The organism is Streptomyces sp. LZ34, from assembly GCF_053890475.1.
Window position 1 is genome coordinate 320,309 of the sequence record NZ_CM132680.1, and the last position, 15,043, is coordinate 335,351.

General features: G+C 70.2%; 1 protein-coding gene (only partly in view). It reads right to left on the bottom strand.

Features of this window, described 5'->3' with window-relative positions; all coding sequences use genetic code 11:
- On the bottom strand, positions 1-15,043 hold the 3' portion of the coding sequence (locus ACWY4P_RS01500) for a non-ribosomal peptide synthase/polyketide synthase (RefSeq protein ID WP_456208247.1). The gene runs 8,102 nt beyond the window's last position; only the last 15,043 of its 23,145 coding nucleotides appear in the window; its start codon lies beyond the right edge, outside the window; its stop codon occupies positions 1-3.

The window sequence follows — 15,043 nt, forward strand, 5'->3', positions numbered from 1 at the left end:
TCACCGGCCTCCCTCGTTCCGGTTCTCGGCAAGCTTCCCTGCGATCACGTGGGAGATCTCCTTGAGCGGACCCGAGGTGGTCATGTCGGTGTGTGAGCAGTCGACGGGGTGGTTGTTGATGGCTCCGTCCACATAGGGGGCCCACAGGTCGAAGGCGTCGAGCCGTTCGGGCCTGCCCGCGGTGGCGGTGAAGAACTCCACGTCGCCGCGGAACACCGCCGGGCCGAAGCGTGAGGACATCCGCATGCCGTTGGCGCAGACCGCCACCACCCGGGCGAGCGTCTTCTCGTCGAGCCCGGTCAGGGCGCCGCCCTGCCGGCGCAGCAGATCCGCCGCCTTCTCGAGCGGAGGCATGGAGCCGTCGTACGGATCCTCGTCGATTCCCATGTCGCGCAGCAGGCCCCGCAGGACCGTCTCGTCGTCCGGCTCGAACCCGGGATCGCTGTCGGCGCCGGGCTGGTTCGGCGGGTATCCGTCGAGGAGCGCCAGGAGCGAGATGGACTCACCCTGCTCCTGAAGGATGGTGGCGACCGCGTACGCGGCCAGGGCCCCGAACGACCAGCCGAGGATCCGGTACGGGCCCGACGGCTGGACCGTGCGTATCTGTTCCACGTAGTCGCGGGCCATCTCCTCGAGGGAGGCCGGCAGATCGCTTTCCTCCGCTATGCCTCGCGCCTGTAGCCCGTACACCGGCTGGTCGGGCCCGAGGTGCTGCAGCATTCCGACGTATCCCCAGCTGAGACCGCTGGCGGGATGGACGCAGAACAGCGGTGGCCGGCTGCCCTCCGCCCTGAGCGGCATCAGCATCGCCAGGCCGTCCCCCATGTCGTCGCCGTCGAACCACTGGAGCAGCCGCGCGACGGTGGGGGCCTCGAACAAGGCCCGCAGCGAGACGCCGACACCGAACACCGTTCTGATCCTGGTGATCAGGCGGGTGGCCAGCATGGAGTGGCCGCCGAGGTCGAAGAAGTTGTCGTCGATGCCCACTCCGGTCACGCCCAGGACCTCCGCGAACAGGCCGCAGAGGGCCTCTTCCTGGGGGTTGCGCGGGGCGCGCCCGGAGTCGGCCACGAAGGTGGGGGCCGGAAGGGCAGGCCGGTCGAGCTTCCCATTGGGCGTGAGCGGGAACCCCTCCAGGGCCACCACGGCCGTGGGCACCATGAAGTCCGGCAGGACGGCGCCCAGGCGGCCGCGCAGTTCGTCGGTGTCGAGCGGGGTGCCGTCGGCGGGCACGACGTAGGCGACCAGGCGCTTGTCCCCCGGGCGGTCCTCACGTACGAGGACGGCGGCCTGGGCGATCTGCCACCGTGCCAGCAACGCCGCTTCCACTTCGCCGAGTTCGATGCGGAATCCGCGCAGCTTGACCTGTTCGTCGATCCGCCCGAGGAACTCGAGCTCGCCCGTCCGGCGCCGGCGCATGAGGTCGCCGGTCCGGTACATGCGTGTCCCTGGAGGCCCGTAGGGGTCGGCGACGAACCGCTCGGCGGTCAGGCCGGAGCGGTTGGCATAGCCGCGCGCCAGCTGGTCGCCGGCCAGATACAGCTCGCCGGGGACGCCCACGGGTACCGGCCGCAGCCGGCCATCGAGGACGTAGGCCCGTACGCCCCGCACCGGGCGGCCGACCGGTAGGTAGCTGTCGTTCCCCGGGCCGGTGTCGCCGGTGCCGCCCCTCCCCTTGTGGTGGGTGACCTGGACGGTCGATTCGGTGGGTCCGTACAGGTTGACGCACGGCACGCCCCAGGTGTCCCCGACGAGCTCCGCCAAGGCGGTGGGCAGCGGTTCGCCGCCCACGAACAGCCACCGCAGCGACTCTCCGGTGCTGCCCGCCGCCACGGCGGCGGCACACAGCTCGGGCAGCAGGGAGGGGACCATCTGGGCGACCGTGATGGCGTGGCTCGTGATGTGGGCGGCCAGCTGGTGGGGGTCAGCAGCGACGTCGGCGGACACCACCTGCGCCACGGCTCCCGAGATGAGCGGCAGCCAGGTCTCCCACACGGCCGCGTCGAAGCTGAACGACGTTCGGGCGAGCACCTTGTCCGCGCCGCTCAGCGGGTACGCCTCCGCCATCCACGACAGATGGCCGCTGATCGCCCCGTGCGTGACGACGACGCCCTTCGGCTTGCCCGTTGACCCCGAGGTGTAGATCACGTACGCGGGGTGGTCCGGCAGCAGGCCGCTGCGGCGTTGCCCGTCCGGCACGTTGTGGTCGGACTCGCGTGCGACCAGGTCCGCGACGTCCTCGAGCACCACCGCGGTCGCGTCGCCCGGCACCGAACTCAGCACCGATCCGTCGGTGACCACCACGGCGGGTTCGGCGTCGTCGAGCATGGCGGCGATGCGGCCGGCCGGGTACCGCGGGTCGACCGGCAGATACGCGGCGCCTGTCTTCAGCACCGCCAGCATCGCCACCACCATGTCCACGGAGCGTGGCAGCACCAGTCCCACCACGTCCTCCGGACCGGCACCCCGTCCGATCAGGAACCTGGCGAGCCGGTTCGCGCGCGCGTTCAGCTCCGCGTAATCGAGCCGGACCTGCTCGCAGACGAGGGCCGTCGCCTCGGGAGTACGGGCCGCCTGCTCCTCGAAGAGCTCCGCCAGTGGCCGGGGCGCAACCTCGGCACGGGGGCCCTGCCAACCGTCCAGCAGGTCCTCACGCTCCCGCGGGGACAGGATGTCCAGGGCGCCGATCGGCCGGTCCGGAGCCGCCACCACGGCGGCCAGCAACCGGTCGAACCGCTCTGCCATCTCCTCGACCGTCACCCGGTGGAACAGGTCGGTGGCGTACTCGAAGACTCCGACAAGCCCCGCCGGACGGCCCTCGGCGCTCTCCGTCTCCCGCAGGCTCAGCGACAGGTCGAACTTGGCCGTGGCGATGGGCGTCGCTTCCTCGGCCAGGGTCAGGCCGGTGAGCCGGGCCTCGGCCGGGACGTTGTTCTGGAGGGTCAGCATCACCTGGAAGAGGGGGTGCCGGGAGGTGGACCGTGCCGGGTTGAGCACTTCCACCAGGTGCTCGAACGGCACGTCCTGGTGGGCGTACGCGGACAGGTCCGTCTCCCTGACCCGACCGATCAGTTCCCGGAACGTGGGGTCGCCGGACAGGTCGGTGCGCAGCACCAGCGTGTTGATGAAGAAGCCGACGAGGTCGTCCAGGGCCTCGTCGGTGCGCCCGGCGATCGGCGAGCCGATCGGGATGTCCGTCCCCGCGCCCAGGCGGGACAGCAGTGTCGCGAACGCCGCCTGCGCCACCATGAAGACGCTGGCGCCCGACGCACGGGCGAGGTCGGCCAGGCCCTGGTGAACGCGCGCGTCGACCGAGACCGGCACACCGGCACCCCGGTACGAGGCCGCCGTCGGGCGGCCGCGGTCCGTCGGCAGCTCCAGTTGCTCGGGGAGGCCGGCCAGGGCCGCGGTCCAGTAGTCGATCTGCCGGCGCAGCAGGCTGTCCGGGTCGGATTCGTCGCCCAGGAGTTCCCGCTGCCACAGCGCGTAGTCCGCGTACTGCACCGGCAGCGGCTCCCACCGCGGAGCACGACCGGCCGCACGCGCCTCATACGCCGCGGCCACGTCCCGTGCCAGCGGTGCCATCGACCAACCATCGCTCGCGATGTGGTGCAACACCACCACCAGCACATGCGTGGAGTCATCCGGCGTGAACAACGACGCCCGCAAGGGCACATCGACCGTCAGGTCGAAGCCGCGGGCCGCCTCCGCGGCTACTGCTTCCCGCAGCTCCGCCTCGCTCACGCGCACCGCCTCCAACACCGGGCGGGCCTCGTCCACCGCCACCACACGCTGGCACGGGCTCCCGTCCGCCCCCTCCGGGAACACGGTCCGCAGTGACTCGTGCCGCGCCACCACATCCCGTAGGGCCGCGCTGAGCGCCGCACGGTCCAACCCGCCCGTCAGCCGCAAGGCGAGGGGCATGTTGTACGTGGCCCCGGCCGCCCCCTCGAAACGGTTGAGGAACCACAGCCGCCGCTGCGCGTGGGACAACGGCACTTCGGCCGGTCGTGGCCGGGGCAGCAACGCCGTCCGCGCCTTCCCCGCCCCCGCCAGCCGTTCGGCGAGCCGGGCCACCGACGGCCCTTCGAAGAGGGCCCGCAACGGCAGCTCCACCCCCAGCACCGCGCGGACGCGGCTGACCACGCGGGTGGCCAGCAGGGAATGCCCGCCGAGGTCGAAGAAGTTGTCGTCGACTCCGACCCGCTCCACCCCCAGCACCTCGGCGAAGACCGCACACAACACCTCCTCGCGCCCGTCCCGCGGAGCGCGCCCGACGGCCTGCGCCCCGTACTCGGGCGCGGGAAGGGCGCGCCGGTCGAGCTTGCGATTGGGGGTGAGGGGCAGGGCGTCCAGCACGACCACGGCGGCCGGGATCATGAAGTCCGGCAGGCGACCGCTCAGGAAACTACGCACCTCGCCTCCGTCGACCCTCTCGCCCATGCCGGGCTCCGGGACCACATAGGCGGCCAGCCGCTTGTCACCGGGCCGGTCCTCCCGCGCCACCACCGCCACCCGGGCGACCCCCGGATACGCGGCGATGGCGGCCTCGATCTCGCCGGGCTCGACTCGGAAGCCGCGGATCTTCACCTGGAAGTCCGCGCGTCCCAGGAACTCGACCGTGCCATCCGCACGCCACCGCGCCAGATCCCCCGTGCGATACATCCGCTCGCCCGCCCGCCCGTACGGGTCGGCGACGAAACGCTCGGCGGTCAGGCCAGGGCGGTTGTGATACCCGCGGGCCAGCTGTGCCCCTGCCAGATGCAGCTCACCGGCCACCCCCACCGGCACCGGGCGCAGGGCAGCGTCCAGCACATACACCCGGCTATTGACCACCGGACGGCCGATCGACGGGAACACCGGCCACTCCTCCGGCTCGCCCCCCAACGACAGCGCGGTGGCCACGTGCGTCTCCGTCGGCCCGTAGTGGTTGTGCAACCGCCGTCCCGGGACCCGGCCGAAGAACTCCCGTACCGGAGCGTGGGCGGCCAGCGCTTCGCCCGCCTGCGCCACATGCCGCAGTGCCGGGAGGTCCAGGCCCAGTTCATGCGCCGCTTCCGCGACCGCCTCGATCACCGGATTCGGTGCGAACAGTTCGTTCACGCCGTACCGGTCGAGCCATCGGACCAGGTCCGCCGGGCTGCGCCGGACGTCTTCGCGCGGTACCGCGAGGGTCCCGCCCGACCACAGGGCAGAGAACATCTCTTGTGCCGCGACGTCGAAGCTGATCGAGGTGAAGTGGGCAGTCGTCACCTTGGTCCCGGCCGCGCGTTCCGTGCGGTGCCAGGCCAGCAGATTGGCCATGGCCCCGGCTCGGAACACCACGGCCTTCGGACGACCCGTCGACCCCGAGGTGTACATCACATACACCGGATGCTCCGGCAGCAGCGCCCCGCCCCGCTCGGCATCCGTCAGATCGGCATCCGCATACCCGTCCAGCACCTCGGCACCGGCCGGGATCTCCACGCCCCGGCCACGCAGCGCCTCCGGCACCAGTGCCAGCGCCTCAGCCGACCCCAGCACACACACCGGATCAGCGTCCTGCAACATGTACGCCACCCGCTCGGCCGGATACTCCGGATCCACCGGCACATACGCCGCACCCGACTTCACGACCGCCAACAACACCACCGGCAACCACTCCGAGCGCGGCAGCATCAACCCCACAACCCGTTCAGGCCCCGCCCCACGCTCCACCAACAACCGCGCCAGCCGATTCGCCCGAGCGTTCAACTCCCCGTACGACAACTCCGTCCCCTCAAAAACGACCGCCACCGCATCCGGATCACCAGCCGCCCGCTCCTCGAACAACTCCGGCAACGACACCCACGGAACCTCAACCCCCGTGTCGTTGCGACGGACCAGCAGGTCATGCCGCTCCGCGTCGGACAGCACCTCGAGCGAACCGATGGGCTGGTCCGCGTCGGACACCACAGCGGACAGCACTCGGCTGAACCGTTCGACCAGGCTCGAGGCGGTCGCTCGATCGAAGAGGTCGACCGCGAAGGTCAGGACGCCCGCGAGGCCGCCCGAACCTCCGTCGCCGGTGCTTGTCTCGGCGACGCTGAGGAACAGGTCGAACTTGGCCGAGCCGTCGGTCGTGAGGGTCTCCATGTCCAGCCCAGGCATATGGAACTGGGCCCGTTCGTTGTTCTGGAAGGCCAGCATCACCTGGAACAGCGGATGCCGGGACATCGACCGCGCCGGGTTCAACACCTCCACCAGATGCTCGAACGGCACATCCTGGTTCGCGAAAGCCGCCAGGTCCGTCTCCCGCACCCGCCCCACCAGCTCACGGAACGTCGGATCACCCGACAGGTCCGTCCGCAGCACCAGCGTGTTGACGAAGAACCCGACCAGATCGTCCAACGCCTCATCCGTACGCCCCGCCACCGGCGAACCGATCGGAATATCCGTCCCCGCGCCAAGCCGCGACAGCAGCGCCGCGAACGCCGCCCGCACCACCATGAACACACTCGCACCCGACTCACGCGCCAGCTTCGCGAGCCCCGCATGCACCCCCGCGTCCACCTCGAACGCCACCTGCTCACCCCGGAACGACGCCACCACCGGCCGCGGCCGATCCACCGGCAACTCCAACTGCTCCGGAACCCCCGCCAACGCTCCCTTCCAGAACTCCACCTGCCGACTGAGCAGACTTCCGGAATCCGACTCATCCCCCAGCAGCCCACGCTGCCACAACGCGTAGTCCGCGTACTGCACCGGCAATGGCTCCCACCGCGGGATGCCGCCGCTGACCCTGGCCGCGTACGCCGTGGCCGCGTCACGCGCCAGCGGGACCATCGACCACCCGTCGCCGGCGATGTGGTGCAACACCACCACCAGGACATGCGAACCGTCCTCCACCGAGAACAGCTCCGCGCGCAGGGGCAGTTCGGACCTCAGGTCGAATCCATACCCCGCGGTCCGGTCCACCGCGTCCGCCACCTCCTCCTCGCGGACCTCGCGTACCGGCACCTCCGGCACCGCCTCGGCCGGGGCCAGGACGCGCTGGAAGGGCACGCCGTCGGCACCTTCGGGGAAGACGGTGCGCAGCGACTCGTGCCGCACGACGACGTCATGCAGCGCGGACCGCAGCGCCTCCCGGTCCAGTGCGCCCGTCAGCCGGAAGGCAAGGGGCATGTTGTAGGTGGCCGAGCCGGGCCCCTCGAAGCGGTTGAGGAACCACAGCCGGCGCTGCGCGAACGACAGGGGCACCTCGGCGGGCCGGGGCATCGGCGCAAGCGCCCCACGCGCCCCTTCGGTGTCGGCGAGGCGTTCCGCGAGGCGGGCCACCGACGGCGCCTCGAACACGGCCCGCAGCGGTACCTCCACACCCAGCACGGTGCGGATACGGCTGGTCACGCGGGTGGCGAGCAGGGAGTGTCCACCCAGCTCGAAGAAGCTGTCGTCGATACCGACCCGGTCCAGGCCCAGCACGTCGGCGAAGATCCCGCACAGGGCCGCCTCGCGGGCATCCCGCGCAGCGCGTCCCGAGGCCGGGCCCCGGTACTCCGGTTCGGGAAGGGCGCGCCGGTCCAGCTTCGCGTTCGGGGTCAGCGGCAGGGCGTCGAGGACGAGCACCGCGGCGGGGACCATGTACTCGGGCAGCAGGTCTGCGACGAAGCGCCTCAGCTCGGCGCCGTCGGGTCCGGCGCTGCCACGTTCGGCGCCTTCGGAGCCGCGCGGGTCGGCTGCCGGGGCGGGCGCGGCGACAACGTATCCGACCAGTCGCGTGTCGCCCGGCCGGTCCTCGCGCGCCACCACTGCCGCCTGGGCGACCTGCGGGTGCTGCGCGAGAGCGGTCTCGATCTCGCCCGGTTCGATACGGAAGCCGCGGATCTTGACCTGGCTGTCCGCGCGTCCCGCGTATTCCAGCAGGCCCGCGCTGTTCCAGCGGGCGAGGTCGCCGGTGCGGTACATCCGCGATCCGGCGGCCTCGTGCGGGTTTGCCACGAAGCGTTCAGCGGTGAGGGCCCTACGGCCGAGATATCCGCGGGCCAGCCCGTGCCCGGCGATGTAGAGCTCGCCGGTCGTGCCCGAGGGGACCGGTCGCAGGCGCTCGTCCAGGACGTACACCTGGGTGTTCGCGACCGGCCGCCCGATGGGCGGGGTGCCGGTGCCGGCGGTCACGTCGGCCAGTGTGGACATGATGGTGGTCTCGGTCGGCCCGTACATGTTGGTGACCTCGACGGCGTGCTCGCACAGGATGTCGGCGAGGGCGGCGGGCAGCGCCTCGCCTCCGGCCAGCACACGCAGTCCGCGCACAACGCCGGGGTCATGGGTGACCAGCATCTGCCACAGCGACGGCGTCGCCTGCATGACGGTCACCCCGGCGCGCCGGATCTCCTCCCGCATCGCCGCGGGGTGGGACACCGTTGTCTTCTCGGTCAGGACCAGCCCGGCGCCCGCGAGCAGCGGCAGGAACACCTCCACGGTCGCGATGTCGAACGCGATGGTCGCCACCGCCAGCAGCCGGTCGGCCGGTCGCAACGCGAGCCGCTCCCGCAGCGGTGCCAGCAGGTTGACCAGTGCCCCGTGCGAGACGACCACGCCCTTCGGGGTGCCGGTCGAGCCGGAGGTGTAGATCACGTACGCGGCGTTGCCGAGCGACGGACCGGCCACCGCCGGATCGGTGCTCGGGTACTGGCCGAAGTCCGCCGCCAGGTCCTCCGGGCCGAGCACCAGCAGCGGGGCCGAGTCCTTCAGCATGAAGTCCACGCGCGCCTGCGGGTGGTCCATGTCGATGGGCACATAGGCGCCGCCTGCCTTCAGCACCCCCAGGAGTGCCACCACCAGCTCCACTGACCTCGGCAGCGTCAACGCCACCCGCTCATCGAGGCCCACGCCTCGCTCGATGAGCCAGTGCGCGAGCCGGTTCGCCCGGGCGTTCAACTCGGCGTACGAAAGGCTGGCTTCCCCGAATACAAGTGCCGTCGCGTCCGGCGTCGCAGCGGCCTGCCGTTCGAACAGCTGCGGCACCGTCACGGCCGGCACCGGCACCGCCGTGTCGTTCAGGCCGTGCAGCAGCAGCTCCCGCTCGCCCGGTTCCAGTACGTCGACCGTTCCGATGCGCCGGGCGGGGTCGGTGACCAGCAGTTCCAGCAGGCGCAGGAATCTCGCAACCATCGTCTCGGCCGTGTCCCGGTCGAACAGGTCGGTGGCACACTCGAAGGCACCCGTCAGACCGTCCACGCTGCCGTCCTCGGCGCGGCGCTCGCTGATGGTCACCGACAGGTCGAACCGGGCGACGTCCCCCGGCGTGTCGTCGGCGGACACGGTGAGCCGCGGCAGGCGGAGTTGTGCTCGTTCGTTGTTCTGGAACGCCAGCATCACCTGGAACAGGGGATGCCGGGATGTCGAGCGGACGGGGTTGAGCACCTCCACCAGGTGCTCGAACGGCACGTCCTGGTGGGCGTACGCCGCCAGGTCCGTCTCCCGCACCCGTTCCACCAGTTCACGGAAGGTCGGGTCGCCGGACACATCCGTCCGCAGCACCAGTGTGTTGACGAAGAAGCCGACGAGGTCGTCCAGGGCCTCGTCGGTACGCCCGGCGATCGGCGAGCCGATGGGGATATCCGTGCCCGCGCCGAGCCGCGACAGCAGCGCGGCGAGTGCCGCCTGCACCACCATGAACATGCTCGCGCCCGACTCGCGGGCGAGGCCGGTGAGCTCTCGGTGGACGTCGGCATCCAGCGTGAAGGGGACGCGCTCACCGCGGTGGTCCGCGACGAGGGGGCGGGGGCGGTCCGTGGGCAGCTCGAGCTGTTCGGGCAGGTCGGACAGCGCGGTGGTCCAGTAATCGAGCTGCTGGTTCAGGACGCTCTCCGGATCGGACTCATCTCCCAAGGTCGCCCGTTGCCAGAGGGTGTAGTCGGCATACTGCACCGGCAGCGGCCGCCAGGCCGGGGCGGCACTCGCCACGCGAGCCTCATAGGCGGTGGCCAGGTCGCGGGCCAGAGGCGCCATCGACCAGCCGTCTCCGGCTATGTGGTGCAGGACCACCAACAGGACGTGAACGTCCTGGCCGAGCTCGAAGAGGCGGGCCCGCAGGGGCGTCTCGGCCGTCAAGTCGAATCCCTGGTCGACCAGTTCCGCCAGCCGCGACGTCAGGTGGTCGTCGGTGACAACCTCGGCAGGCAGGTCGAGGCCGCCGCACGCGTCGGCGTCCAGGACACGCTGGAAGGGAGCGCCGTCGGGCCCTTCCGGGAACGAGGTGCGCAGGGTCTCGTGGCGGGTCACGACGTCCCGCAGCGCCGCCCGCAGCGCGTCCCGGTCCAGCGGCCCGGTCAGCCGCAGTGCGATGGGCATGTTGTACGTGGAAGACGTCGAGCCTTCGTAGCGGTTGAGGAACCAGAGCCTGCGCTGGGCGTAGGACAGTGGCACATACGTGGGCCGGACGGCCGGGACCAGCGCGGCACGCGCCGTGTCCGCCTGCTCGATCCGCCGAACCAGCTGCTCGACCGTGGGGCCTTCGAAGAGGGCGCGCAGTGGGAGTTCCACGTTCAGCACGGTGCGGACGCGGCTGATGACCCGGGTGGCCAGCAGGGAGTGGCCGCCCAGGTCGAAGAAGCTGTCGTCGATGCCGACCCGGTCCAGGCCCAGCACATCAGCGAAAATCCCGCACAGGGCCTGCTCACGCTCCGTGCGCGGGGCACGGAAGGTCACTGCCTGGGCGTAGTCGGGGGCGGGCAGGGCGTGGCGGTCGATCTTGCGGTGTGCGGTCAGGGGAATCTCGGCCAGAGTGACCACCGCGGCCGGGACCATGAACTCCGGCAGCACCGAGCCCACGAAACGGCGTATATCGGCACCGTCCAAGCCCTCATGACCAACCACCGGCACCACATAAGCGACCAGACGCCTGTCCCCGGGCCGCTCCTCGCGGGCCACCACCGTCACCTGAGCGACCTGAGGATGCGAGACAATGACCGCCTCGACCTCACCGAGTTCCACCCGGAAACCACGGATCTTCACCTGCTCATCGGCCCGGCCCACATACTCGAGCTGCCCGTCACGGCGACGACGCACAACATCCCCGGTCCGATACATCCGCGCACCCGGCACCCCGAAAGGATCAGCAACAAACCGCTCAGCACTCAGACCCGGACGATTCAGATAACCACGCGCCAACTGCGCACCCGCCAGATACAACTCCCCCGCCACACCCACAGGCACCGGCCGCAACACCGCATCCAGCACATAAGCACGCGTATTCCACACCGGCCGCCCGATCGGCGGCACCCCCTCCACACCCGCGGACAACGGCTCACTCGCCGTCGAAGCCACCGTCGCCTCAGTGGGCCCATAGACGTTCACCATCCGACGCCCAACCGACCACTCCCGAACCACCTCCGCCGAACACGCCTCCCCCGCCACCACCAACGTCACGCCACCCGGCAAACCACCAGCCTCCGCCAACACCGGCAACGTCGCAGGCGGCAACGTCACATGCGACACCCCATATTCCCTCACCAAAGCAGCCAGCTCAGCCCCAGGCACCAGCCGATCAGCAGACCCGAGAACAAGCGCGGCACCAGCCAGCCACGCCGGCCACATATCCGCCACCGCCGCATCAAAACTCGGCGACGCAAACTGCAACAACCGACTCCCCCCATCAACACCCAAACGCACCACATGATCCCGAGCCAGATTCACCACCCCCGCATGCCCGACAACCACACCCTTCGGCCGCCCCGTCGAACCCGACGTATAAATCACATACGCCGGATGAGACGGCAACAACACACCCCGCCGCTCCCCATCAACCACATCAACACCACACTCACCCGCCACAACACCCGCAACGCCCTCAAGCACCACCACCCCCACACCACCCGGCACAACACCCCGCACCAACTCGCTCGTCAGCACCACAGCAGGCCGGGAATCACCCAGCATGTACGCGATCCGCTCGGCCGGATACTCCGGATCCACCGGCACATACGCCGCCCCCGCTTTGAGTACCGCCAACATCGCCACCATCAGCTCCGGCGAACGCGGCAGCACCAACGCCACCCGCGCCTCCGGGCCGGCACCCTGCCCGACCAGATACCTGGACAACCGGTTCGCCCGAGCATTCAGCTCCCCGTAGGAGAGCTCAACACCTTCGAAGACAACAGCAGTCGCCTCAGGCGTCCGCGCCACCCGCTCCTCGAACATCGCCGGCAACGACGCCCACGGAACCTCAACCCGCTCACCCTGCCACCCAGTGAGATGCTCCTCACGCTCCCCCACCGACAGAATGTCCAGGGCACCAACCGGCTGGTCAGGATCGGCCGCCGCAGCAGCCAACAGCCGGCCGAACCGACCCACCAACTCCTCAACCGTCACCCGATCGAACAGGTCGGTGGCGTATTCGAATCCGCCGTCCAGGCCCGCCGGTGCGCCCGCGCCGTCGAACCGCTCCGAAAGTCCCAAAGAGAGGTCGAACTTCGCCGCCGCACTGTCGCTCGGCTCAATGCTCAGCGAAACACCGGGAAGTTCGAGGTCAGGCTGGCTCTGGTGCTGGAAGGCCAAAGCCACCTGGAAAAGAGGATTCCGCGACATCGACCGTGCCGGGTTGAGGATCTCCACCAGGTGCTCGAACGGCACGTCCTGGTGCGCATAGGCGGCCAGGTCGGTCTCGCGGACCCGCTCGACCAGTTCACGGAACGTGGGATCGCCGGACACATCGGTGCGCAGCACCAGTGTGTTGACGAAGAACCCCACCAGGTCGTCGAGAGCTTCGTCGGTACGGCCGGCGATGGGCGTGCCGATCGGGATGTCCGTCCCCGCCCCCATCCGCGACAACAGCGCCGCGAACGCCGCTTGCGCCACCATGAACACACTCGCACCCGACTCCCTTGCCAGGGTGACGAGCCCGCGGTGTACCTCCGCGTCCAACGTGAACCCGACGCTGTCGCCCCGATACGAGGCCACCGCGGGACGCGCCCGGTCCACCGGCAGCTCCAACTGCTCCGGCAGACCGGTGAGCTTCTCTTTCCAGTACGCGACCTGCCGGCTGATCACGCTGCCGGGGTCGGACTCGTCCCCCAGCAGCTCCCGCTGCCACAGCGCATAGTCCGCGTACTGCACCGGCAACGGCTCCCACCGCGGAGCGCGCCCGGCAACCCGGGCCTCATAGGCCGCTGCCACATCCCGCGCCAACGGCCCCATCGACCAGCCGTCACCGGTGATGTGATGCAACACCACCACCAGCACGTGCACGTCCTCAGCCAGCGCGAACAGCTGAACCCGCAAGGGGACGTCAACCGTCAGATCGAAGCCGCGCGTGGCCTCGATCGCCACGAGCTCCGGCAGTGTCTCCGGTGTCGCTTCGGTCATGTTCAAGGTCACGGACGCTTGCTCCGCGTCGACGACCTCCTGGTACGGAACTCCGTCCGCGCCTTCGGGGAACACGGTCCGCAGTGACTCGTGCCTGGCGACCACGTCGCGAAGCGCCGCGCGCAGCACCTCACGGTCGACGACTCCTGTCAGCCGCAGGACGATGGGCATGTTGTATGTCGACGCCGTGTCGCCCTCGAGGCGGTTGAGAAACCAGAGCCTGCGCTGGGCGTAGGACAGCGGCACCTGGGCAGGGCGGTGCATCGGGATCAGGGCCGCGCGCGCCTTCGTGGAATCCGCTATCCGCTCGGCCAGCTGGGCCACGGTCGGGCCCTCGAACAGGGTGCGGAGGGGAAGTTCGACGTCGAGGCGGGTGCGGATGCGGCTGATGAGGCGGGTGGCGAGCAGGGAGTGGCCGCCCAGGTCGAAGAAGCTGTCGTCGATCCCGACCCGCTCCACACCCAGTACCTCGGCGAAGGCCGCGCAGAGGACTTGCTCGCTTCCATTCCGCGGACCGCGGCCGGAGGGGGCGCCGTACTCGGGTGCGGGCAGGGCGCGCCGGTCCAGCTTGCCGTTGGGGGTCAGGGGCAGCACCGGGAGGGTCACGACCGCGGCCGGGACCATGAACTCAGGGAGTCGGCCGCTCAGGAAGCGGCGTACTTCGGCTCCGTCGACATCGCCTTCCGTGTGAGGGACGGCGTAGGCGACGAGGCGCTTGTCACCGGGCCGGTCCTCGCGGGCCACCACCGCCGCCTGGGCGACCTGTGGATGTGTGGCGAGGACCGCTTCGATCTCCCCCGGCTCGACCCGGAAACCGCGGATCTTGACCTGGAAGTCCGCTCGGCCCAGGAAGTCCACCGTGCCGTCCGCACGCCACCGCGCGAGGTCACCGGTACGGTACACGCGCTCACCGGGCGCGCCGTACGGGTCGGCGACGAACCGCTCAGCGGTCAGTCCAGGCCGGTTCCGATAGCCTCGAGCCAACTGATCGCCCGCCATGTACAGTTCGCCCGCTACGCCCACCGGCACCGGCCGCAGACGGTCATCCAGGACGTACACCCGGCTGTTGGCCACCGGCCGCCCGATCGACGGGAACACCGGCCACTGCTCGGCCGGCCCATCCAGCGACAACGCCGTCACCACATGCGTCTCGGTCGGCCCGTAATAGTTGTGCAGCCTGCGTCCAGGCACCTGCGAGAAGAACTCCCGGACCGACGCATGCACCGTCAGCGCCTCGCCTGCCTGCGCCACATGCGCCAACCCCGGGAGTTCCAGGCCCAGCTCGGCAGCCGCCTCGGCGACCGCCTCCACCATCGGCATCGGGGCGAACAACTCGCCAACGCCATGCCGGTCGAACCACCGCACCAACTCCACCGCGCTGCGGCGCACATCATCACGCGGCACCACCAGCGACTTCCCCGACCACAACGCCGAGAACATCTCATGCGCCGCCGCATCAAAGCTCAACGTCGCGAACTGCCCCGTACGCGCGCCCGCACCCCCAGGCATCACCCGACCATGCCACGCCAGCAGATTCACCATCGCCCCAGCCGGGAACACCACACCCTTCGGACGACCCGTCGACCCCGACGTATACATCACATACACCGGATGCTCAGGCCGCAGCACACCACCCCGCTCCACAGCCGACAGATCACCGTCCGAGTAACCGGCAAACGCCTCGGACACCACCTCAACACCCCGATCAGCCAGCGCCTCC